Source organism: Acinetobacter uliginosus (assembly GCF_044130295.1).
Lineage (GTDB): Bacteria > Pseudomonadota > Gammaproteobacteria > Pseudomonadales > Moraxellaceae > Acinetobacter.
Genome location: NZ_JBIQOC010000010.1, coordinates 12374 through 36808, shown reverse-complemented (window position 1 = coordinate 36808; position 24435 = coordinate 12374). Strand labels below are relative to the sequence as shown.

Sequence of the window (24435 nt, the reverse complement as noted above, 5' to 3'; positions counted from 1 at the left end):
AAAATGAACTATAAAATTCATTTGTGCACAGAAAATTCAGCCGCCGATTTTTTAATTTTTTCTTCCGGTTTGGGCGGGCATGGCAGTTTCTGGCGCCCTCAAATTGATGCATTCACGCGATATTTTCATATTTTGACGTATGATCAGGAGGGCTGTCATGCGGATTCAGCAATTTTGCCTGATGATTACAACATTATCCATCTGGCCCAGCAGTTACTGCAAATTATCAGGCAAGAAAAAATTCGGCATTTTCATTTTGTGGGACATGCAATTGGCAGTTTTATTGGTGCAGAGCTAGCGTTATTGCTCAATTCATCTGAGCTGAGAGTGCTCAGCCTGACCTGTATCAATTGCTGGGACGAACTCGACCCACATACGCAAAAATGCTTTGAAGCACGGACTCTTCTATTAAAGTCAGCGGGTTCTGATGCTTATGTCAGGGCGCAGGGACTGTTTTTATATCCACCGAGCTGGATTTCAAAACATCATCAGCATTTAAAGACTTTGGAGGATATTCAACTCGCGGATTTTCCGCCGCCGCAAAATGTACTCAAGCGAATTCAGGCAGCACAGCAATTTAAAATTAATGAGCAGCATATACAGGCCTTGCAACACAGTCAGTTGCATTTGATTGCCAATCAGGATGACTTTTTGGTTCCTGTACACAAATCGAGTGATTTAAAGCAGCGGCTTGGACATGGATCTTTAAGTATTCTTGCAACCGGAGCTCATGCTTCCACGCAAATAGAACCTGACTTACTGAACAAAACCATGCTTGAATTTTTGCATAAACACTTTTTGCAAGTAACGTCTTGAGTAAATGAAACTGGCTTGTTAATAAAATTAGCAACGGATTTCTCGATAATTTCTTATCCTCCTAGCTCGCCGTGATTGTTTAAAATCACGGTTTTTTTATCCATTTTATTAAAGACAGCTTGAATATAAGGCAAATTGAATTTGACGGTTTTTTCAAACCGTGCATTTTTTTGGAGCCATGGTGGCTAATAAAGGTGCATTTGTTTGATTGTATGTTTTACTGTTTGTTAAAATAAAATAATTACAAATATTTGATAATTAATGCATTTGCTAAATACTTGTTATAAAAATAAGGTTGATTGCCTGAAGTGTATTTATAACCAAATGGTAAAAAAGAGGTATCGAAAATGAAAATAGGCGTCTTTTGTCCAATCGGGAATAATGGCTGGCTGCTCTCGGAAAATGCACCACAATATAAACCGACTTTTGAAATGAACAAACAGATTGTAGAGCGTGCAGAACATTATGGATTCGACTTTGCACTTTCCATGATCAAGTTGCGTGGCTTTGGTGGGAAAACAGAATTTTGGGATCATAACCTCGAAACCTTTACCTTAATGGCCGGTCTGGCGGCAGTAACCAGTAAAATTAAAATTTATGCAACAGCGGCAACTTTGGTAATGCCGCCGGCTATAGTGGCTCGTATGGCATCTACCATTGACTCCATTTCCAATGGCCGTTTTGGTTTAAATGTGGTGACGGGATGGCAAGCCCCTGAATATCAACAAATGGGCATGTGGCCCGGAGATGAATACTTTGCCAAGCGTTATGATTATCTGTCTGAGTATGTAGAAATTTTACGTGAACTGTGGGCGACTGGAAAATCAGACTTTAAGGGTGAGCATTTTCAAATGGAAGATTGCCGGGTCAGCCCGCGACCGCAAGCCGATATGAAAATTATCTGTGCCGGACAGTCGGATACAGGTCTGGCATTTTCGGCCAAATATGCAGACTACAATTTTGTTTTTGGGAAAGGTTTAAATACCCCGACTGCCTATGCAGACATCAATGACCGCTTAAAAGCACAAACCGACAAGACCGGGCGTGATGTGCAAACTTATGTGCTGTTTATGCTGATTGCTGCAGAAACCGATGCAGAAGCTTTTGCCAAATGGCAAAGCTATAACGAGGGAGCAGATGTAGAAGCCATTAACTGGCTGATGAATCAAGGCAGTCAGGATACCAAATCCGGTGCTGATACCAATATTCGCCAAATGGCTTCTAGTGTATCTCCAGTCAATATCAATATGGGCACCATTGTCGGTTCTTTTGAAAATGTCGCGAAAATGCTGGATGAAATTGGTGAAATTAAAGGCACCGAAGGCATCCTGTTAACTTTTGATGATTTTATTCAAGGAGTAGAGGATTTTGGTCAAAGAATTCAACCGTTAATGAAATGTCGTGAACATGTTGTGGTCGAAGGTGTAACCGCTCCAGCCACAGCCTTGGAGAAGTCAGCATGAATACAAATGAATCTTTAGAATATGTGGTTTGTACAGGCTTTACCCAAGCTGTCGGAACAGGAAAAGTGTTAAAGGCTGAACCGGAAGCGATCCAGCTTTCAGCCGAGCAAACCGCACTGATTGTAATTGACATGCAGAATGCCTATACCTCCAAAGGGGGCTATCTGGATCTGGCTGGTTTTGATGTGTCTAAAACCAAGCCGGTGGTGGAGAATATTAAAAATGCAGTGGATATGGCGCATGCCGCAGGCATTCAGGTGATTTATTTCAAAAATGGTTGGGATGATCAGTATGTGGAAGCTGGCGGGATCAATTCGCCCAATTTTCATAAATCCAATGCCTTAAAAACCATGCGTAAGTATCCTGAATTACAGGGAAAATTACTGGCCAAAGGCAGTTGGGATTTTGAGCTGATTGATGAGCTGCAACCTTTGGCGCAAGACATCGTGATTGAAAAACCCCGTTATAGCGGTTTCTTCAATACTGCTCTGGACAGCATGTTACGTAGTAAAGGGATTCGTAATCTGGTGTTTGTCGGCATTGCCACCAATGTTTGTGTCGAATCGACCTTAAGAGACGGCTTTTTTCTGGAATATTTCGGCGTGGCGCTGGCAGATGCCTGTTATCAGGCCGGTCCAGCGGAAGCGCATGCAGCCAGTCTGTATAACATTAAAACCTTCTTCGGTTGGGTGTCTGATACACAGAATTTTGTCGAAACATTTCAATTCAAATCACACCTCTTAGAAAAATCAGCTTAAGTCGTTATAGGGGAAAACACATGCCTAAAGACATTATTTTACCTGCAGGGACAGGCAAACCATTGGCACCGTATGTACCGGCAACCAAAGCAGACAATATTGTGTACGTTTCCGGCACTTTAGCGTTTGATGAACATAACAATGTGGTGCATGTCGGCGATGCGGCAGCACAGACCCGTCATATTCTGGAAACCATCAAGAAAGTGATTGAAACGGCCGGTGGCACAATGGATGACGTAACCTTTAATCATGTATTCGTCAAGGATTGGGCGGATTATGCGGCAATCAATAGCGTGTATGCCGAATATTTTCCGGGGGATAAACCTGCACGTTACTGCGTACAAACAGGACTGGTCAAACCCGATGCGCTGGTGGAAATCGCTTCGGTTGCCCATGTATAAATTACTTATTTTTCTACTCAAGCATCAAGCTGATTGGGTAATTAAAAACAGCAACACTGAAATTTGCATTGTATGATCAATAGCGGATTTCAGTGATGGAGAAGGTGATGAACAGTAAACTGATGTCCGTTCCATCTGGAAAAGATTTATTACAACATGCCCAAAGTTTTAAAATGGCTGATGATGAAGCAGATACAGAAATTGATCAGGCAACTTTTAGACAAGGCATGAGTAATTTGGGTGCCGCTGTGAATGTGATTACCACCGATGGTGCAGCAGGTCAGGCAGGGTTTACCGCTTCGGCTGTATGTAGTGTCACTGATACTCCACCGACATTACTGGTCTGTTTGAACCGTTCCGCATCTGTATTTGAAACTTTTAAGCGTAATCAGGTACTTTGTGTAAATACCTTAGCGGCTCATCAAAAAGACTTATCCAATGCTTTTGGTGGCAAAACACCTATGGCGGAACGATTCTTGCGTGGAATATGGTCAACCCTAATCACACAGGCACCAGTTTTAGAAGATGCCTTGGTTTCATTTGACTGTGAAGTGGTGCAGAGCATGTTGGTAGGTAGTCACGACGTTCTGATTTGTCAGGTCAAGGCCATGAAACAGAATCAGGGCGGTAATGCATTAATGTATTTCAACCGTAGTTATTGTGAGCCGCAACCAATGAATTGATTCAATATTCCTAATTTAAGGGGAGGGGAAACCCATGCAAAAAGAAGAATCATGGTTTCCGAAATTTAAGCCTTATCAAGGCAATCTAGATGTAATGCCTGTACAGGTCGATGAATATTTGCCTGCTGGCAAAAGTATGGTTTTGGGTTTGCAACATGCTTTTGCAATGTTTGGCGCAACAGTGCTCGCACCTTTGCTGATGGGCTTCGATCCAAATCTGACGATCTTTATTACCGGGATTGGCACCATTTTATTTTTCCTGATGACCGGCGGACGGATGCCGAGTTATCTGGGATCAAGTTTTGCGTTTATTGGCGCAGTGGCTGCGGCAACAGGCTATGCGGGTGCAGGTGCCAATCCGAATATCGGATTGGCACTGGGTGGAACCATGGCTTGTGGGTTGGTTTATGCGGCGATAGGCCTGATTGTGATGAAAACCGGAACCGGCTGGATTGAAAAGCTGATGCCACCGATTGTGACCGGTGCAATTGTGATGATTATTGGTCTGAATTTGGCGCCAGTTACCATCAAGAGCGTGTCCACCAATAGTTTTGATACCTGGATGGCTGTGGTCACTATTATCTGCATTAGTGTTGTCGCCGTGTTTACCCGCGGTATGGTGCGCCGTCTGCTATTGTTGATTGGTTTGTGCAGTTCTTATCTGGTGTATTTCCTGCTGGCCAATGTCATGGGTTTGGGCAAGCCGATTGATTTCTCCATCATTTCCAATGCTGCTTGGTTTGGTCTGCCAACTTTCCAAACACCGGTCTTTAACGCCAATGCGATGTTATTGATTGCACCTGTTGCCATTATTCTGGTCGCGGAAAATCTGGGACACTTTAAAGCCGTTTCAGCTATGACTGGTAAAAACCTGTCACCGTATATGGGCCGTGCATTTTTTGCAGATGGGGTATGTACCACCATGTCGGCTTCGGTGGGTGGCACAGGCATGACCACTTATGCGGAAAATATTGGCGTCATGGCCGTCACTAAAGTTTACTCAACCACTATTTTTGTGGTGGCGGGACTGTTTGCCATTTTGCTGGGTTTGTCACCAAAGTTTGGTGCGGTAATCAGTACTATTCCTGTGGCATTGCTGGGTGGTGCATCAATTGTGGTGTTTGGCCTGATTACCGTAGCCGGTGCCAAAATCTGGGTCGATAACAAAATCGATTTCACCAAAAACAGCAGCTTAATTATTGCAGCCGTCAGCCTGATTATGGGTGCAGGGAACTTTAGTCTGCATATCGGTTCATTTGATTTGGGCGGTATTGGTACAGCCACTTTGGCGGCGATTGTGCTGAACCTGTTTTTGAGTCGTGGCGAAGAAAAACAAGGTTCAGTCAGCCTCGATAGCGAAAATTCAGTAACACCTGTGGTTAACCAATAGGAGTATATTTTGAGCCATACAATTGCATTTATTGGACTAGGGGCAATGGGATGGCATATGGCCTCCCACCTTCCTCAACTGGGACATGAAGTCTGGGTCTGGAATAGGACCGGATCCAAGGCGGATCAACATGCCGAAACTTTTCAAACCCAATCCGTAAAGATTGAAAAGGCGGTGCAGGCCGATTTTATTTTCTCCTGTTTGCCGACCAGTGCCGATGTTGAGCAGTTGATTGCAGCACATCCTCCCAAGTCCGGCAGTATCTGGATAGATTGCACCAGTGGTGTGCCACAATCGGCGCAGAATTTAATGCAAAGCTTGAAAAAACTCGGTGTTGCATATCTGGATGCACCGGTTTCAGGGCAAACCATCGGTGCGGAAAAAGGCACTTTAACTGTTATGGTAGGCGGTGATGTCGATGCATTTGAAAAAGCTAAACCCATCATTGCCGCCTTTTCGAGTCTGATTGAATATGTAGGAGAGAGTGGTTCGGGCTTTGCGGTCAAAGCCATTAACAATACCTTAATGGCAACGCATTTGTGGGCTTTGGCTGAAGGCTTAACCGTGCTAAAGTCGAAAGGCGTTAATTTATCTGCAGCTTTGAACTGTATCAATCATTCCAGCGGTAAAAGCAGCATGTCGGAAAATATTATGGCACAGCGGGTGCTGAATCGCAGTTTTGATAAAACCTTTGCTTTAGACTTGTTGCAGAAAGACATTGGTATTGCGATTGATCTCATTCAGGAACAATCGTTACAGCTTCCGAGCACACAGTTAATCCAAAATCAATTTGCCCGAATTCAAAAAGAGCAGGCCAGTACCTTGGACTTTTCTGCTGCAGTGCAGAGCCTTGAACAAATCAATCAGATCGAATTGCGATAAGTATTTTTAATAGATGAAATTATGCATCCATGACCCAGGCGAGCAAAGTCTGGGGCTTTTGCATATTTTTAGCATAAGGGATGAGTTGATAATTATTTTAAATTCAATCAAATGCACTTACTATTCAAAGTGAATATAAAGAAAAACAAGGAAATATATGAAAGGTCAGATATTGGATTTTTCTATTCAAAGTAATAGTGGGGTGATTAGTGGTGATGACCAGAACCGCTATCACTTTACTGGGGCAAGCTGGCGTGGGCAGATTTCACCTGCCCGGGGGCAGAAAGTCGATTTTACTGTGGATGGAAGCGGTCAGGCCAACGACATTTATGTCCTGAGTTCAGCCTCTGCATTTACCAATCAGGTGGGCGAGAAAAACAGGATTGTGGCTGCAGGTTTAGCTTTTTTCCTGGGTGGCTTTGGTATTCATAAATTTTATTTGGGGCAAATTGGCTGGGGCATTGTTTATCTGATTTTCTGCTGGACCTTTATTCCTGCGCTTGTCGCTTTTATTGAGTTCATTATTTATTTGTGTACTTCAGATGAAGATTTTGCCCGAAAATATGGTTGATGAATTTCAGATAAGAGAAAAGGGCGATATCGCCCTTTTTGATCTGCTTTATTTAGCGGGTTGTCCCCACTGATTGTTTTCCCGTTTTGTATCTGAAGCCCACCAGATAATGAGAGGAATAATACCAATAATGGTCAGCACAAGAAGTTGCCACCAACCCGATCGATTTGTGTCATGTAAACGACGGGCACTTACGGCGAGACTTGGCAGGAATAATGCCAAATTTAATAGTCCATTCAGCATTTTGTCGGTACCGAGTATTGCATCAATAATTTGTACGATAATGCCCAAAATGAAAGAAACCAACATAAAGAACCAGAATTCCTTACGGCGTGCACGTCCATCAAAGGTGACATAATTTTTCAGACATTTTACAAACCAGTCAATCATATTAAATTGTTCTTCAGATTGATTCTGGTTTGAAATTCTATCCAGTTGTTCAGACAGGTTCTGAACGGTGCTGTTGCGGTTGAGGGCAATATAGATCTGCGAGGCATTACCGGCATTGTCAACCGCAAAATCGACATGTTCACCAGGTGAAGGCGGGCGCTGTCCTCGCCATTCCGCACCAGTAAAATTATAGCGGTTCTGGTCATCACCACTGATAATGCCTGTATTGCTTTGGATTGAAAAATCCAGAATTGTTCCTTTCATTATTAGCCTCTATTTTTGTAGTATGCGTTATAAATTTAGTATCATCATAGCAGAATGGTTTAAAAATTAAACTAATTAATTATTATTAAGTCTATGTATTTATATTGTTTTTTATAATATATTTATCTTTTGATAAAAAATCCCACTATTGAAGCGGGATCTAGAATCGGATTATTTTGTATCTTTCGGTGGATAAGGATCATTACCATAACTGTTACCGGAACGTATTTGTCCATTTGTACCATGAATTTTTGTGTCAGACCCTTGATTACGAGCAATGCTTTCAGCAATTTTAATTGCTTCAGCTTGGGTAGATGTTACTTTAGTTGCTTTGCTATAGCCGGCACCTTTAACAGCCCATCCATTAGAATGTGGGGCGACATGTTGATTTTTACCTTTACTCATTTTTATTCACCATTATTTTTATTCGTATAAAAAAAGCGGAACCTAATGACTCCGCTTTTTATATTTCTTACCAGCTTAAAGCACCGCCAGTCTGATAATCCGTTACACGCGTTTCAAAGAAGTTTTTCTCTTTACGCAAGTCCATCATTTCCGACATCCACTGGAATGGGTTATTCACGCCAGCGAACTGTTCAGGCAAACCAAGTTGCGCTAAACGACGGTTACAGATGAACTTCAGGTATTCTTCCATCATCGCAGCATTCATGCCAAGTACACCGCGTGGCATGGTGTCACGTGCGTATTCGATTTCAAGCATGGTGCCTTCAAGAATCATCTGGATGATTTCTTCCTGGAATTCAGTCGTCCATAAACCTGGGTTTTCGATCTTGATCTGGTTGATCATGTCGATACCGAAGTTCAGATGCATAGACTCATCCCGCAAGATGTACTGGAATTGCTCGGCAACGCCATTCATCTTGTTACGGCGGCCCATAGACAAGATTTGGCTGAACCCACAGTAGAAGAAGATACCTTCAAGTACACAGTAGAACGCGATCAGGTTGCGAAGCAAGATTTGGTCGTTTTCAGGTGTACCGGTTTTAAAAGTAGGATCAGTTAAAGACTGGGTATATTTCAAGCCCCACGCCGCTTTACGTGCTACTGATGGAACTTCGCGGTACATGTTGAAGACTTCGCCTTCATCCATACCCAAAGATTCGATACAGTATTGGTAAGCGTGAGTGTGAATCGCTTCTTCAAATGCCTGACGCAAGATGTACTGACGGCATTCAGGGTTGGTAATGTGACGGTAAATCGCCAGTACCAGGTTATTTGCTACCAATGAGTCCGCAGTCGAGAAGAAACCAAGCGAACGCATGACAATAGTACGCTCATCTTCGGTTAAGCCATTTTCAGACTTCCAAAGTGCGATGTCGTGGTTCATGTTGACTTCTTGTGGCATCCAGTGGTTGGCACAACCGTCCAGATATTTTTGCCAAGCCCATTCGTATTTGAACGGTACTAGCTGGTTTAAGTCAGCACGACAGTTGATCATGGCTTTATCATCAACCTGTACACGCTGCGCGCCCATTTCAAGCTCTTCCAGACCTGGAGCAACATCAAGGTTCTCTAGGGAAGAAGATGCTCTTGCCAATGAATCGGTTGGATTTGATCCTCGGTTTTGAGTGGCTCTAAGGGGTTGTGCAGTTGCCACATGCGACGGTGCGTTGTGTGCATCAGATACCACCTGTGTATGAGCCGCTTTTTGCGGTTCGACGGACGCAGACTTGTGTTCAGGTGCAGCCGGTTTTTGCGAATCATCTTCGAAATCGTCCCAACTTAGGATAGACATATCAATTCTCTCTTCGTTGCTTATATCCGTTATCTGACATCTCACAAACGAAGATGTCTACTATACGCTTAAATTGTGTAAGCAAAATTAAGTTTTGCCGACTACTGCTCTAATCTTGTTCGATAGGACAGATATCCTCACGACTTATTTTGATTACGCTGCTGTTTGCGAATGGCTAAAAACGCATAAACCATAGGCGTGTAAAAGAAAATAAAGGCAAACACCAGTACTGCAAGTCCTAACATGTAGTTATGAGTCATATGGAGCATGGTGTTTTCCTTTGTGTGTTTAATGTGATTTAGAATTTTTTGTCGTGATTACCATAGTAATTATGGTTAGTGATGTTATTTATAATTTTCATATTTTGCGAATTATCTCTATTTGCTTTAAATGAAAATTTTAACTTCACTGCATACAACGTTGCTAAAAAAGCTATTAATCCTAAAACACATATGATTATAAAGCTGTCCATTTAATCACCGTTAATTTTGGCGATTTGGCTATCTCTGACTATTAACAACATCCTTGATAGCCAAATTGGCTATTTTCAGAGCTAATTAATTCATTAAATTAATTAGCTCGACGGATAAATTACTTTTAATCAGTGATTATTGACAAGCCTCACAATCAGGGTTGTCAATTGAACATGCCATTGGCACTGGTGCTGCTTGAGCAAAATCATCTTCAACAGCTGCTTCAGCTTTCACTTCAGGCGCTACTGCAGCGGTAACTGGCGCTGCAACAGTGGCAGGTTTAACTGCGTTTAATGCACCAGTATTAATGGTCGATTTCTCGGCAGAAGTTGCACCCAATGCACGGAGGTAATAAGTCGTCTTAAGACCACGTAACCAAGCCATTTTATAGGTCAGGTCAAGTTTCTTACCGTTTGCACCAGAGATGTAAAGGTTAAGAGACTGAGCCTGATCAATCCATTTTTGACGGCGTGATGCAGCATCCACAATCCAGCGTGGCTCAACTTCAAACGCAGTTGCGAAAATCGCTTTAAGCTCTTCAGGAATACGCGAAATCTTTTGTACCGAACCTTCAAAGTGTTTCAGGTCGTTGACCATCACTGAATCCCAAAGACCGCGATCTTTTAACGCACGTACCAGGTACGGGTTGATCACTGTGAATTCACCAGAAAGGTTTGATTTCACATATAGGTTTTGGAAAGTCGGTTCGATCGATTGAGATACGCCACAGATGTTCGAAATAGTCGCAGTAGGTGCAATCGCCATTACGTTCGAGTTACGCATACCGTCTTTTTGAACTTTGGCACGTAAAGTGTCCCAGTCTAAACGTTGTGTACGGTCTACTTCAAACATACGTTCTGGGCGTGATTTAGCCACGATGTCTAAAGAATCGATTGGCAAGATACCTTGATCCCAAAGTGATCCTTTAAATGTTTCGTAAGTACCACGTTCAACAGCCAAGTCGCTAGAAGTCTGAATCGCGTAGTAGCTGATCACTTCCATAGATTCGTCAGCGAAATCTACAGCTTCATCAGAACCGTAAGCCAGTTTCATTTCATATAAAGCATCTTGGAAGCCCATGATACCCATACCGACCGGACGGTGTTTCAGGTTCGAGTTTTTCGCTTGTGGAACAGCGTAGTAGTTGATGTCAATCACGTTATCCAGCATACGAACTGCTGTTTTTACAGTGCGCGCCAATTTTTCACGATCTAGTACACCACCTTGAACGTGTTGTACCAGGTTAATCGAACCCAGGTTACATACCGCAATTTCGTCTTTGCTTGTGTTTAGGGTAATTTCTGTACACAAGTTAGATGAATGCACTACACCTACATGTTGTTGTGGTGAACGCAAGTTACATACGTCTTTGAATGTGATCCACGGGTGACCAGTTTCAAACAACATAGACAACATTTTGCGCCATAAGTCTTTCGCACGTACTTTTTTGTGCAACATGTTTGTTTCTTTGGCAATCCCTTCGTAATAAGCATAACGCTCAGCGAATTCAGCACCGGTCAAATCATGTAGATCCGGTGTTTCAGAAGGGGTGAACAGCGTCCATTCCGCATCTTCAAACACACGTTGCATGAACAGGTCAGGAACCCAGTTCGCAGTGTTCATGTCATGGGTACGACGACGGTCATCACCGGTGTTCTTACGCAGTTCCAGGAATTCTTCGATGTCCAAGTGCCAGGTTTCTAAGTATGCACAGACTGCACCTTTACGCTTACCACCCTGGTTGACTGCAACGGCTGTATCGTTCGCCACTTTCAGGAATGGAACGACACCTTGTGACTTACCATTCGTACCTTTGATGTATGAGTTAAGTGCACGAACTGGCGTCCAGTCATTACCTAAACCACCTGCCCATTTAGACAGCATTGCATTATCACGCATTGCGCCATAAATGTCGTACAGGTCATCATCAATCGTGGTCAAATAGCAGCTCGACAATTGTGGACGAAGCGTACCCGAGTTAAACAGGGTAGGCGTCGAAGCCATGTAGTCAAAGCTAGACAATAAATTATAGAACTCGATTGCACGGTCTTCGCGGTTTTCTTCATTGAGTGATAGACCCATTGAAACACGCATAAAGAACAATTGCGGAAGTTCGAAGCGTACGCCATCTGAATGGATGAAGTAACGGTCAAATAAAGTTTGCAGACCTAGGTAAGTAAACTGGTTTGAACGTTCCGGTTGAATCGCTGCAGCCAGTTTCGCCAGGTCAAAGTTAAGTAATTCTGGAGAAAGCAGCTCAAGCTCGATCCCTTTTTTCAGGAAAGTTTCAAGCGCGTCGCCTTCATTGGTCTCTGTAGAAAGACCTAAAAACTCAAGACCTGTAGCAACCAGGTTGTCACGAAGTAAACGTGCAGTCACATACGTATAGTTAGGTTCTTGCTCAATACGGGTACGCGTCGCCATCATCATGGTCGTTGAGATGTCAGACTCTTTTACGCCGTTATAAAGATTTTTTACGGTTTCATCGACAATGGCTTTAACGTCAATACCTTCCAAACCTTCAGCTGCTTTTGCCACATGCGCTTCTAAAGCACCCAGGTCAAGCGGTTTAAACTGGCCATTTGTACCAATCACTTGCAAGGTAGGATGATGATGAGCGCCAGTCTGCTTACGTGCTTCAGAACGTTGTTCGCGGTAGATGACATACGCACGAGCTACTTTTTGTTCACCTGTCCGCATCAGCGCAAGTTCAACCTGGTCTTGAATTTCTTCAATATGGATGGTGCCGCCTGAGGGTAAGCGACGGTTAAACGTATTCATTACCATCTCGGTCAGCTGCTCGATACGATCATGAATACGGCTAGAGTCAGCACTTTGCTGGCCTTCTACCGCCAAAAAAGCTTTACCAATCGCTACAGAAATTTTTTCTGCGTCAAAAGTGGCAACATCACCGGTGCGTTTAATCACCTGAAGTTGACCAGGAGTTGAAGTGATTACGCTCATTTAGCATAGCTCCATTGTCATCTATTTTTATGTTTATGGACCGTTTGAACCGGGCAAATTTTATGCCACAGTATTTGAGGAATAAACACAAGACCTAGTGGTTTTAAAATTAATTGAACACAAGATACGGGAAAATTTAGGGTAGATCAATATTGACATTTTGCTAAATATTTTTCTTAGTACATGCATTAATCTCTGTAAAAATATTGCTATTTTTATTGATTTTTCTATAAGCCTTATCAGGCAAGGCATAGCATAACAAAGCTAAAAAAATGTGCTTATAGATAACATTGTGGATAACTTAAAAGAAGCTAACTAACTAGTCAGAAACTGTGCAAACAGACAGGCGGTTTAAAAAATAGACATTTTGTAGCTAAATATTTCTATAAATAGTCTGAAAATTACTAGAATATGAAAAATTCAATAAATTCAATGTTTAAAAAAAATATAACAAAATGCTACTTTGATGTATCAGTTTGGTGAACAGCATCTTGTTTACAATGTAAACGTGTGTATATTGCTGAAGATATTAAAGCGTATCCAACGGATTTTTAAGGATAGCTTAATCCATATAAAGGGGCATTTTATGAGCCAAGAAGAAAAGTTACCTAAAATTTTAATTGTTGAAGACGATGAACGTCTTGCGCGTTTGACTCAAGAATACCTTATCCGTAACGGATTGGAAGTTGGGGTAGAACCTGACGGTAATCGTGCAATCCGCCGTATCATCGCTGAACAGCCAGATTTGGTGGTACTTGATGTCATGTTACCGGGTGCGGATGGTTTGACCATTTGTCGTGAAGTACGTCCACATTATCATCAGCCAATTTTAATGCTGACAGCACGTACTGAAGACATGGACCAGGTTTTAGGCCTGGAAATGGGGGCAGATGACTATGTCGCAAAACCGGTTCAACCGCGTGTATTACTTGCCCGTATTCGTGCCTTGCTGCGCCGTACCGACAAGGCTCCTGAAGATGAAGTGGCTCAACGCATAGAATTTGATGATCTGGTGATCGATAATGGTGGACGATCAGTGACCTTGAATGGTGAGCTGGTTGACTTTACCAGCGCGGAATACGACCTGTTATGGTTGTTGGCTTCAAATGCGGGTCGCATTCTTTCCCGTGAAGACATTTTTGAGCGTCTGCGCGGTATTGAATATGACGGTCAGGATCGTTCAATTGACGTACGTATCTCACGTATCCGTCCAAAAATTGGCGATGATCCTGAAAATCCAAAACGTATTAAAACGGTACGCAGTAAAGGTTATCTGTTCGTTAAAGAAACAGGTCTTTAATCTCTGCCCGCTCGCTAATTTTATAGGACAACTACGTGTTTAAACACAGTATATTCTTGCGCATTTATGCAGGATTAGTGATTTTAGTGGCCTTGGTTGCCTTATTTGGCTATCTACTGGTACAAATCATCAATTATCAGCGTGCGCAAGAATATCGTGAGTCGTTGACCGATGGTATTTCTTATATCATTAGTGAAGGGATTGCCCGACAGCCGAATGAACAGCAGAAAAAAGACTGGATTTCTGATGCTTCCGATTTGCTGGAGCTTCCGATCTATTATGTTGATGCGGCTAAGGTGGATTTATCGCGTACCGAGAGAAAACGGATTGAAGAGCGTAAAGCAGCCGTTCGTTATGATGCAGAAAACTCCATTGCTTATATCATTATTGGTCTGAAAGATGATCCTCAGCATTTGCTGTATGTAAAAGTGAATAAAATAGGCGAGCGCCAGATGAAAGCCTTACCTATTTTCATTCTGGATTATCTGGTGTATTACCCTGGGCAAGAAAAAGAGTATCTCGCCAAAATTCAATCGAATTTTTCTTATCCGATTGCCATTGAAAAAGTGCAAAACCTACCGCTTGATTCTGAACAAATCGGCCGGCTTCGCTTGGATCACAGTATTATTTTGTACCGTGACAATGCCTCGGTTCGGGGTACCACCATCTCGATCGTTTCTCCTATGCCCAGCTCACCTTCCGAGGTGCTGGTTTTAGGGCCTGTACCTTTATTTAACTGGATGCCTTTCCAGTTGGCTGCTGGCATTACCTTACTGAGTCTATTTGTGTTAAGCCTTGGCGTATATGGGTTGTTGGTGCCAATGCAGCGTCGTTTACGTGAAGTGAATTACGCCTTGCATCGTATGAAATCGGGTGACATGACCTTGCGTTTACCGGTCGATGGTACTGATGAAATGGCCAGTCTGGCGACCAATTACAACAGCATGTCCGATCATATTCAGCGTTTGATTGAAGCACAGCGCGAGCTGATGCGTGCAGTTTCGCATGAACTGCGAACACCTGTAGCACGTATCCGTTTTGGTATGGAAATGTTGGCCGAAGAAGATGACTATGAGTATCGCCTACAACAGGTTGAACAGATTGATAAAGATATTGAAGCGCTCAATACCTTGATTGATGAAATCATGACCTATGCAAAACTGGAGCAGGGCACACCTTCTTTAGATTTTGAAAAAATCGTGCTGTTTGAAGTGCTGGATCAGGTGGTGATTGAAACCGAGGCACTTAAAACTCAAAAAGAAATTGAACTCAAAGCACCACCTATTAGTGTGGTGGTCGATGCTGAGCGGCGTTACTTGCATCGTGTAGTACAAAATCTGGTTGGCAACGCGGTTCGCTACTGTGATCATAAAGTGCTTGTCAGTGGTGGTATCAATGACGCGGGGCAGGCTTATGTTCAGGTAGAAGACGATGGTGCCGGTATTCCTGAGGAAGAGCGGCAGCGCATTTTTGAAGCTTTTGCCCGTCTGGATGACAGCCGGACCCGTGCTTCAGGGGGCTATGGTCTAGGTTTGTCCATTGTGAGCCGTATTGCTTACTGGTTTGGTGGGAAAATTGAGGTGGATCAAAGCCCGATTTTAGGCGGGGCTCGTTTCACCATGTCGTGGCCGGTACAGCGGTTTAATAAAGCAAAAAAGAAAACCGGTGTCCTTAAGGTTGATGGTGCCATACAGACAGAATTTTAAAGAATAGGGAACACTAAAAAGCACCGCATTCGGTGCTTTTTAGTCTTATTCATGACTGGTGGCATCTGGTTCAATCAGGCTTTTTCCCTGTTTTAAGCTAGCGAGTGCATCGGCATTAAGATCTAGTAGCAAAGAATTGTTTTTGGGATCTATGGCATAATGGCTAATCAATTTCTGGTCCCCATTTAATGTTTCGACCTTGTATTCATCCGCAACGTTTAAAATAGCTTCGAGATTGGTGGTGGTTGCAGCAAAGTCTTGGCGGAAAAGGTCATAGATATCACGCAGGTCAAAAATGGCATCCTGAGCATCTGGGTGTTTCTCGATGTATCTTTCCACATGGTGAACTAACAGTTGTGCAAAGAAGAAATATTCAGATTCATGGGCATATTTTAATGTCATTATAGTTTCTCCTGTCTATTCGCTTTTTGAATTTTAAATACCAATATCACAAACTGTTAAACACATGTCAAAGTGTTGCAAAAAAACCACAAGAATAAAGCGGCTTATGCAAAAGATATAAGGTAATTTCTAAAGCAAAGAAAGGCGGTATTTTTAAGATTGTGATGATAGGGAGGAAAATTTAATCAATTTTTGTGATTCCTATCATTTTTTAAATAAATACTCAAAATAAACTGAACTTTTAGAATCGAAAGAATATTCAACAATAATTGTATTTCTGGATTGCAAAATAAGTGAGCAATATTTCCTCATAAAATCTTAATGTGAGAAAATTTAATAAAAATAACTGTTTTTATTAAATAAAACGATGAAGGTGTTGTGTAAAGGAATAGATGTAAATTAAAAGCGACAATGCTGAAAAAATCATCCAAAAGACTAAGGCTTATGAGCTAGCAAGTGAAATCATAAATCAGGTACAATTGACGGGATTAATTTTGTGTTTGGTGTATTTGAAGGCCAATACATACATTCTTTGTTAATAAATTAGGCCTGCCAGGAGTTATCCCCGCATGAGTGCCATTACTCCATACGATTGGGCAATTATTGCCTTCGTGATCGGCGTTACATTTCTTTGTGTCTTTATGCTCACAGTTCCTTTACTCCTTGGGGGTAAATCATGGGGCCGTGCAAAGCAAGAGCAATTTGAGTCAGGTGTGGTAGGTGCTGGTGGAGCACGCATCCGCTTATCTGCGAAATTCTACTTGGTTGCTATTTTCTTTGTGGTATTTGACCTGGAAGCATTGTATCTCTACGCATGGGCTACATCAGTTCGTGAAGTAGGTTGGTTCGGTTTTACCACTGTTGTGATTTTTGTAGTCGATTTATTGATTGCTTTGATTTATGCGATTGCTGTAGGCGCATTAAACTGGGCACCAACCGATCGTCTCAAAGCGGCAGTGATGAAATCGAAAGTGGGTTCAGCAAATATGAACCTTGCCGACATTACACGCTTCAATTCTATTGAAGAGTTGGTTGTTGACCCTACAGGTCAAATTCCAGCTCAATCATCTGGTCGTGTGAAAAAATCTGCGACTACATCATCTACTAAGGAGTAACCCGGGAATGAAATATACATTAACCCGTGCGAATCCGAATGCTGATCAATATCCACTTCAAGAGCGTCAAATCGTTACTGATCCGCTTGAAGAAGAAGTGAATAAAAATGTGTTCATGACTCGTTTAGAGGATGTAATGCATACAGCTGTAAACTGGGGCCGTAAAAACTCTGTATGGCCCTTTAACTTTGGTACATCTTGCTGTTACGTAGAATATGCAACCACTTTGACGGGTGTGCATGATATGTCGCGTTTCGGTGCCGAGGTTATTCGTGCTTCACCACGTCAGGCGGACTTAATGATCGTTGCAGGGACCTGCTTCGTGAAAATGGCACCTGTAATCCAGCGTTTATACGAGCAAATGTTAGAACCTAAATGGGTGATTTCAATGGGTGCTTGTGCAAACTCTGGCGGTATGTACGACATTTATTCGGTTGTACAAGGTGTGGATAAAATCATCCCTGTCGATGTGTACATCCCGGGCTGTCCGCCACGTCCTGAAGCATTATTGCAAGCATTAATGTTGTTACAAGACCAAATTCAATTAGAGCGCCGTCCACTTTCAGCGGTTATTGGTGATGATCTTCAGCCAGTGTATAAGCCAAAGATGCAGCCAGAACGTGACCGTAAGAATACTGAACGTATTGCCGTGAAAAACTTACGCTCTATGGATGAAATTAAATAATCCGAGCGACAAAATATTGATGCACCCGGTCTGGGTGTAATTGTCGTTCAGGTTGACTGAATTTGTATTGAATAGGAAGCCAAGCCAATGGCTGAAACTGACATTGCTATGCCAGAATCAACGCCTGTTGATTCACGCCCAGCATTTGCAATTATAGAAGAGCTCAAAACCAAATTTGGTGAGAACTTCTTTGTGCAAACGACTTTTGAAGACTTTCCAACAGTCTGGGTTGAGCGCGCACGTGTGCAAGAAGTCTTAATGTTCTTGCGGAAAGTAGAACGTCCTTACGTGATGCTGTTCGATTTGTCTGCGGTAGATGAGCGTTTACGTACTCACCGTGACGGTTTGCCTGCGTCAGACTTCACTGTGTTCTATCACTTGTTGTCGCTAGAGCGTAATACGGATATTCGTATTAAAGTTGCCTTGAATGAGAGTGATCTCAACATTCCAACTGCAACCAACATTTGGCCAAATGCCAACTGGTACGAACGTGAAGCTTACGATATGTTTGGTATCAACTTCGAAGGGCATCCAATGCTCCGTCGTATCTTGTTGCCGACATATTGGGAAGGTCACCCGCTGCGTAAAGAATATTCTGCACGTGCGACTGAATATACACCGTATATGCAGAACCAGGCCAAGCAGGACTTTGAACAGGAGCACCTTCGTTTCGTTCCTGAAGATTGGGGTCTAAAACGCGGTAACGCCGATGAAGACTTCATGTTCCTGAACCTGGGGCCTAACCATCCATCTGCGCACGGTGCGTTCCGTGTGATCTTGCAGTTGGACGGCGAAGAAGTAAAAGACTGTGTGCCTGATATCGGTTATCACCACCGTGGTGTGGAAAAGATGGCTGAACGTCAAACCTGGCATTCATTCATTCCGTATACCGACCGTGTTGACTACCTGGGTGGTTGTGCGCAAAACATGCCTTATGTAATGGGTGTGGAGCAACTGGCGGGAATCACTGTTCCTGACCGTGCGCAATGTATCCGTGTCATGATGTCCGAATTGTTCCGTATCAATAACCACTTGTTGTATATCGGTACTGCAATTCAAGATGCCGGCGGTATGACACCAGTATTCTATATGTTCGCTGACCGTCAAAAAATCTATGACGCCATCGAAGCAATTACTGGTTACCGTATGCACCCTGCATGGTTCCGTATTGGCGGTACTGCACACGATCTTCCAAACAACTGGCAACACCTCATTCGCGAAATCCTGGACTGGATGCCGAAGCGTATGAACGAGTACTACACTGCAGCATTGAAAAACTCGGTGTTTATCGGTCGTACCCGTAATGTGGCTCAGTACGATGCAAAATCAGCATTGGCTTGGGGTGTAACCGGTACAGGTCTGCGTGCAACAGGTATCGACTTCGATGTACGTAAATACCGTCCTTATAGCGGTTATGAAAACTACGACTTCGATGTGCCGGTTGAGTACGAAGGCGATGCTTATGCACGTGTTCTGGTTCACTTCCGTGAAATCGAACAGTCACTGAAAATCATCAAGCAATGTCTAGATAACATGCCGTCTGGTGCGTACAAAGCAGACCATCCACTGGCTGTTCCACCACCGAAAGATAAGACACTACAAGATATCGAAACCTTGATTACGCACTTCTTGAGCGTGTCATGGGGTCCTGTAATGCCTGCGGGTGAAGCATCTGTAATGGCGGAAGTGGTAAAAGGCGCGTCTAACTATTACTTGACTTCAGACAAGTCAACCATGAGTTACCGTACCCGTATCCGTACACCGACTTTCACGCACTTACAGCAAATGCCTTCTGTGATTAATGGCAGTCTTGTATCTGACTTGATCATTTATTTAGCGACAATTGACGTCGTAATGGCTGACGTGGATCGCTAAGGGGTAAACGCATTATGATGATTTTGACTGATAAAAAGCCACGTGTGAATGTTGAAGGGATTTTAACTTCGGAAGAAATCCATGAAATTGAACATCACATGGGTCACTACCCGTACCCGCGTGCTGCATGTTTAGATGCGCTGAAGTGTGTACAACGCCGTAATGGTTGGGTAGACGATGCACAAATGAATGCAATTGCTCAAATGCTTAGCATGAGTGTTGCAGATCTTGAAGGTGTTGCGACTTTCTATAACCGTATTTACCGTCAACCGGTTGGTCGTCACGTAATTTTATTATGTGATTCAATCGCATGTTTCTTGATGGGTGCGGAAACTCTGGCAGAAGCGTTCCAGCGTGAATTGGGGATTCAGTTTGGTCAAACCACCGCTGACGGTCGTTTCACTTTATTGCCAATCTGCTGTCTGGGTAACTGTGACAAAGGTCCAACCCTGATGATTGATCAAGACACGCACGGTTTGGTTGAAGTAACTTCAATTAAACAGTTATTGGAGAAGTATGTATGAATACTGAACCAAAACCAATTTATGGCGACGGTAACCCAGAAACTCACCCATTAACATGGCGTTTGAGCAAACAGGAACACGTTCGTAGTGCAGATGATTACGAAGTGCTGGAAGGTTATGCCGGCTTTAAAAAAGCCCTTGGCATGCAACCGAAAGAAGTGCTTGAAGTCATTAAAGCTGCGACTGTAAAAGGTCGTGGTGGTGCAGGTTTCCCGGCAGGGATTAAATGGTCATTGATGGCGCCAAATGATGGCGGCCCTCGTTACCTGATCTGTAATGCCGATGAAATGGAACCGGGTACTTTCAAAGACCGTTTGTTGATGGAAAAACTTCCACATCAATTGATCGAAGGTATGCTGATTGCAGGCTATACCCTTGAAGCAACGCAAGGTTATATCTTCATCCGTGGTGAATACATCGAAGCAGCTCAATACTTGAATGAAGCATTAGAGCAAATTCGTGCCAAAGGTTACCTGGGTGAAAATATCCTGGGCAGTGGCTGGAACTTCGAAATGCATGTGCATACCGGTGCGGGTCGTTATATCTGCGGTGAAGAAACTGCATTGATTAACTCGCTTGAAGGTCGCCGTGCCAATCCTCGTACCAAACCGCCATTCCCGCAAGTTGCAGGTGCTTGGGGTCGTCCTACGATTGTCAACAACGTAGAGACCTACAACAACTTGCCTGCGATTATGTTACGTGGTCCAGAATGGTACGTGGGTTTATCTGAAGGTAAATCAAAAGATCCAGGTACCAAAATCTACGGTGCATCGGGTAAGGTGAAATTCCCGGGTCTTTGGGAACTTCCATTCGGTACCACTGCGCGTGAAGTGATTGAAGACCATGCCGGTGGTATGCGTGACGGTCTTAAACTGAAAGCGTGGTTACCAGGTGGTGCATCGACTGACTTCCTGGCAGCAGAGCACATTGACCTGCCGATGGATGCAGAAAGCATCATGAAAGCGGGTTCACGTTTAGGTACGTGTTTGCTGATGGTGGTAGACGAAACTCAATGTATGGTGTCTGCGACTCGTAATTTGGAAGAATTCTTTGCGCGTGAATCATGTGGCTGGTGTACACCTTGCCGTGATGGTTTACCTTGGGCGGTAAAAGCGCTTAAAGCACTGGAAGATGGTACAGGCAAGAAAGAAGATATCGATCACTTACAAGAACTGACTCGTAAGCTTTGGATTGGTAAGACTTTCTGTGCCCACGCTCCAGGTGCAATGGAACCGCTTATGGGCGCACTCAAACATTTCCGTGGCGAATTTGAAGCGAAAGTCGTAAATGCTGCCGCTCAAGTTAGCTCCGTAGAACAAGCTTAAGGAATTCGACTATGGCTACAATTCATGTCGATGGCAAATCGTACGAAGTCAATGGCTCAGAAAACCTGCTGCAAGCATGTTTATCTTTGGGCATTGATATCCCGTACTTTTGTTGGCATCCATCCTTAGGTTCTGTCGGTTCTTGCCGTCAATGTGCCGTGACTCAATACGCGAATCCTGAAGATACGCGTGGTCGTTTAGTCATGTCATGTATGACGCCAGCGGCTGACAATACCTACATCTCGATTGAAGACAAAGAAGCAAAAGATTTCCGTGCATCTGTTGTTGAATTCTTGATGACCAACCATCCACACGACTGTCCAGTCTGTGAAGAAGGTGGTCACTGTCATCTGCAAGATATGACAGTAATGACACAACACGACCGCCGTCGTTACCGTTTCACCAAACGTACCCATTACAACCAGGAACTTGGTTCGTTTATTGCGCACGAAATGAACCGTTGTATCGCGTGTTACCGTTGTGTCCGTTACTATAAGGACTACGCGGGCGGTACTGACTTTGGCGTGTATGCCAATGCATCACGTGTGTACTTTGGTCGTCCAGAATCAGGCACTTTAGAATCTGAATTCTCGGGTAACCTGACTGAAGTATGTCCAACAGGTGTGTTCACCGACAAAACTCACTCTGAACGTTATAATCGTAAGTGGGACATGCAGTATGCGCCAAGCGTATGCCAAGGCTGTTCTTCAGGCTGTAACATCTCTCCGGGTGAACGTTATGGCGAACTTCGTCGTGTTGAAAACCGTTTCAACGGCGATGTAAACCAATACTTCCTGTGTGACAAAGGCCGTTTCGGTACCGGTTATGTGAACCGTGCAGACCGTCCACGTCAGCCACAATTCCGTGATGGTGCAAACGTAACGACTGTTTCAGTGGATACAGCACTGGATACCGTGATTGAAAAGATTCAGGGCAAAAAAGTTCTGGGTATTGGTTCACCACGTGCATCGCTTGAAACGAACTTCGCATTGCGTGAGCTTGTTGGTCAAGACAACTACTCAACTGGTATGGCTCAAAAAGAGCAAAACCTGGTTGAATTGGCTGCATCGATCATGCAAACCGAGGGTGTTTATAACCCGACCATGCGTGAAATCGAAAGTTATGATGCAGTGCTCATCTTGGGTGAAGATTTAACCCAAACTGCGCCACGTATGGCTTTATCTGTTCGCCAAGCTGCGAAAAACAAAGCCAAAGAAATGGCAGCAGAACGCCGCACCCAAGAATGGTTGGCTGAACCGGTACAACGTATTGGTCAGGATGCAAAATCCCCAATCTACATTCTTGCTGCGACTCAAACGCGTTTAGCTGACGTCGCGACTGGCGAAGTGGTTGCTTCTCCAAACGATATTGCACGTTTAGGCTTTGCGGTTGCTGCGGCAGTTGCAGGTGAAGCGGTTACTGGTTTAGATGACGATGCCAAAGCATTTGCTCAAACCATTGCTGACACTTTAAAAGCGGCGAAGAAACCATTGATCATCTCTGGTACCAGCTTACAAGATGCTGCCATCATGGAAGCTGCTGCACAAGTGGCACAGAACCTGGGTAATGCTGGTTTGACCTTGACTGTTCCTGAAGTGAACTCAATGGGTCTTGCAATCTTCGGTGGTAACAGCCTTGAGCAAGCATTTGCGCAAGACTATGACACTGTTATCATTGTGGAAAATGACCTTTACCGTCGTTTACCTGCTGCTCAAGTCAACGCTGCACTTGCAGGCAAAGACGTGATTGTTCTTGATCACTCTGAAACCGAAACTGTGAAGAAAGCAGATATCGTGCTTTCTGCTGCAAGCTTCGCGGAAGGTGATGGTACTGTGGTATCTCAAGAAGGCCGTGCACAACGTTTCTACCAGGTGTATGACCCAAGCTACTACAAACCGGAACTTGCAATCAAAGAATCTTGGCGCTGGTTACATGCCATTGAAACCGGTGTAAAAGGCAAAGCGATTTCCTGGACCTTGCTGGATGATGTCATTGAATCTGTAGTGAAAAATGTTCCGGCACTTGAAGCCATTCAGGATGTAGCACCAGATGCAGGTTACCGTGTCCATGGCTTGAAGATTGCGCGTGAACCGCGTCGTTACTCTGGTCGTACCTCTATGCGTGCACCATTGTCTGTTCATGAACCTAAACAGCCAATCGATGTCGATTCTGCATTAACGTTCTCTATGGAAGGTTATGTGGGTAATGAAACCCCATCTCCATTGGTTCCATTTGCATGGTCTGCAGGTTGGAACTCTCCACAAGCCTGGAACAAATTCCAGGATCACGTGGGTGGTCACCTAAAAGGTGGTGATTCGGGTATTCGTTTATTTGATCGTTTGGCTAAACGCCCTGCACGTACTTTCGTTGCTCCAGCAGCAGTACTTGCAAATGCTGAAAGCTTCCGTTTAGTGCCAATGCATCATATCTTCGCTTCTGGTGAATTTACGGTGAAAACTCCGGCCATGGAATCACGTATTCCTGAAGCCATGTTTGCAGTAGGCGAACAGGATGCTGCGCGTCTGAACGTTCAAGATGGTCAAAAAATTACTGTGCAAGCAGGTGAGGCGACAATTAGCCTTCCAGTTCAAGTGATCGAATATTTACCGACAGGTTATATCGGTTATCCAGTTGGTCTTGCACCAACGGTTTCACTTGCAGAGCCTGTATCCGTCGCGGTAGGAGTGTAATT

Annotated in this window: 22 protein-coding genes; 16 read left to right on the top strand and 6 right to left on the bottom strand. The window is 43.7% G+C overall.

Annotation, left to right across the window (positions count from 1 at the left end):
* The first annotated feature begins 3 nt into the window (after positions 1-3).
* The 8 genes from rutD to ACE01T_RS03665 all read left to right on the top strand — a co-directional run bounded on the left by rutD (position 4) and on the right by ACE01T_RS03665 (position 6964).
* Positions 4-816 (top strand): pyrimidine utilization protein D, encoded by an 813-nt coding sequence (gene rutD, locus ACE01T_RS03700; RefSeq protein WP_395518766.1) that lies wholly within the window; start codon positions 4-6, stop codon positions 814-816.
* Positions 817-1163: 347 nt separating this feature from the next.
* Positions 1164-2279, top strand: a complete 1116-nt coding sequence (gene rutA / locus ACE01T_RS03695; RefSeq protein WP_395518765.1) for a pyrimidine utilization protein A — start codon at positions 1164-1166, stop codon at positions 2277-2279.
* Positions 2276-3037, top strand: a complete 762-nt coding sequence (gene rutB, locus ACE01T_RS03690; protein ID WP_180042492.1) for a pyrimidine utilization protein B — start codon at positions 2276-2278, stop codon at positions 3035-3037. The genes rutA and rutB overlap by 4 nt, the downstream gene beginning before the upstream one ends.
* Positions 3038-3057: 20 nt before the next feature.
* A complete protein-coding gene (rutC, locus tag ACE01T_RS03685) occupies positions 3058-3438 on the top strand; it encodes a pyrimidine utilization protein C (RefSeq protein WP_180042491.1) in 381 nt (126 codons plus the stop codon).
* A 173-nt stretch (positions 3439-3611) separates the two neighbouring features.
* Positions 3612-4121, top strand: coding sequence for an NADH-dependent FMN reductase RutF (gene rutF / locus ACE01T_RS03680; RefSeq protein WP_395518782.1), 510 nt, complete (start codon positions 3612-3614; stop codon positions 4119-4121).
* A gap of 34 nt (positions 4122-4155) precedes the next feature.
* Positions 4156-5511, top strand: coding sequence for a pyrimidine utilization transport protein G (gene rutG, locus ACE01T_RS03675; protein ID WP_395518764.1), 1356 nt, complete (start codon positions 4156-4158; stop codon positions 5509-5511).
* A 9-nt stretch (positions 5512-5520) separates the two neighbouring features.
* Positions 5521-6393 carry an NAD(P)-dependent oxidoreductase gene (locus tag ACE01T_RS03670; RefSeq protein ID WP_395518763.1) on the top strand — a complete coding sequence of 291 codons (873 nt, stop codon included), beginning with the start codon at positions 5521-5523 and terminating at the stop codon, positions 6391-6393.
* Positions 6394-6550: 157 nt separating this feature from the next.
* On the top strand, positions 6551-6964 hold the full coding sequence (locus ACE01T_RS03665; RefSeq protein ID WP_395518762.1) for a TM2 domain-containing protein: 414 nt from the start codon (positions 6551-6553) through the stop codon (positions 6962-6964).
* Between the two features lie 48 nt (positions 6965-7012).
* Here ACE01T_RS03665 and ACE01T_RS03660 read toward each other — a convergent pair whose 3' ends face one another.
* The 5 genes from ACE01T_RS03660 to ACE01T_RS03640 all read right to left on the bottom strand — a co-directional run bounded on the left by ACE01T_RS03660 (position 7013) and on the right by ACE01T_RS03640 (position 12811).
* Complete coding sequence (locus tag ACE01T_RS03660) at positions 7013-7618, bottom strand: DUF805 domain-containing protein (protein WP_395518761.1); 606 nt, start codon at positions 7616-7618, stop codon at positions 7013-7015.
* Between the two features lie 171 nt (positions 7619-7789).
* Positions 7790-8023 (bottom strand): DUF2188 domain-containing protein, encoded by a 234-nt coding sequence (locus ACE01T_RS03655; protein WP_395518760.1) that lies wholly within the window; start codon positions 8021-8023, stop codon positions 7790-7792.
* Between the two features lie 67 nt (positions 8024-8090).
* Positions 8091-9374 carry a ribonucleotide-diphosphate reductase subunit beta gene (locus tag ACE01T_RS03650; RefSeq protein WP_395518759.1) on the bottom strand — a complete coding sequence of 428 codons (1284 nt, stop codon included), beginning with the start codon at positions 9372-9374 and terminating at the stop codon, positions 8091-8093.
* Positions 9375-9511: 137 nt separating this feature from the next.
* Complete coding sequence (locus ACE01T_RS03645; protein ID WP_086196044.1) at positions 9512-9643, bottom strand: preprotein translocase subunit YajC; 132 nt, start codon at positions 9641-9643, stop codon at positions 9512-9514.
* A 339-nt stretch (positions 9644-9982) separates the two neighbouring features.
* On the bottom strand, positions 9983-12811 hold the full coding sequence (locus ACE01T_RS03640) for a ribonucleoside-diphosphate reductase subunit alpha (protein WP_395518758.1): 2829 nt from the start codon (positions 12809-12811) through the stop codon (positions 9983-9985).
* A gap of 586 nt (positions 12812-13397) precedes the next feature.
* Between ACE01T_RS03640 and bfmR the strand changes: the two genes are divergently transcribed.
* A complete protein-coding gene (gene bfmR / locus ACE01T_RS03635) occupies positions 13398-14111 on the top strand; it encodes a response regulator transcription factor BfmR (protein WP_086196042.1) in 714 nt (237 codons plus the stop codon).
* A 35-nt stretch (positions 14112-14146) separates the two neighbouring features.
* Positions 14147-15817 (top strand): sensor histidine kinase BfmS, encoded by a 1671-nt coding sequence (gene bfmS / locus ACE01T_RS03630; RefSeq protein ID WP_368737327.1) that lies wholly within the window; start codon positions 14147-14149, stop codon positions 15815-15817.
* 45 nt (positions 15818-15862) lie between these two features.
* Here the strand turns inward: bfmS and ACE01T_RS03625 are convergent, their stop codons facing one another.
* Complete coding sequence (locus tag ACE01T_RS03625; protein ID WP_086196040.1) at positions 15863-16219, bottom strand: hypothetical protein; 357 nt, start codon at positions 16217-16219, stop codon at positions 15863-15865.
* A 569-nt stretch (positions 16220-16788) separates the two neighbouring features.
* Here ACE01T_RS03625 and ndhC point away from each other — a divergent pair.
* From ndhC to nuoG, 6 genes are all read left to right on the top strand, one after another.
* Positions 16789-17334 (top strand): NADH-quinone oxidoreductase subunit A, encoded by a 546-nt coding sequence (gene ndhC / locus ACE01T_RS03620; RefSeq protein ID WP_086196039.1) that lies wholly within the window; start codon positions 16789-16791, stop codon positions 17332-17334.
* A 7-nt stretch (positions 17335-17341) separates the two neighbouring features.
* On the top strand, positions 17342-18019 hold the full coding sequence (locus ACE01T_RS03615; RefSeq protein WP_395518757.1) for a NuoB/complex I 20 kDa subunit family protein: 678 nt from the start codon (positions 17342-17344) through the stop codon (positions 18017-18019).
* 87 nt (positions 18020-18106) lie between these two features.
* A complete protein-coding gene (nuoC, locus tag ACE01T_RS03610; RefSeq protein WP_086196037.1) occupies positions 18107-19894 on the top strand; it encodes an NADH-quinone oxidoreductase subunit C/D in 1788 nt (595 codons plus the stop codon).
* Between the two features lie 14 nt (positions 19895-19908).
* The gene (nuoE, locus tag ACE01T_RS03605; protein ID WP_086196036.1) at positions 19909-20418 is read left to right on the top strand and encodes an NADH-quinone oxidoreductase subunit NuoE; all 510 of its coding nucleotides are present in this window, start codon (positions 19909-19911) and stop codon (positions 20416-20418) included.
* Positions 20415-21743 carry an NADH-quinone oxidoreductase subunit NuoF gene (nuoF, locus tag ACE01T_RS03600; RefSeq protein ID WP_180042486.1) on the top strand — a complete coding sequence of 443 codons (1329 nt, stop codon included), beginning with the start codon at positions 20415-20417 and terminating at the stop codon, positions 21741-21743. The genes nuoE and nuoF overlap by 4 nt, the downstream gene beginning before the upstream one ends.
* Positions 21744-21754: 11 nt before the next feature.
* Positions 21755-24433 (top strand): NADH-quinone oxidoreductase subunit NuoG, encoded by a 2679-nt coding sequence (gene nuoG, locus ACE01T_RS03595; RefSeq protein ID WP_395518756.1) that lies wholly within the window; start codon positions 21755-21757, stop codon positions 24431-24433.
* Positions 24434-24435: the final 2 nt, after the last annotated feature.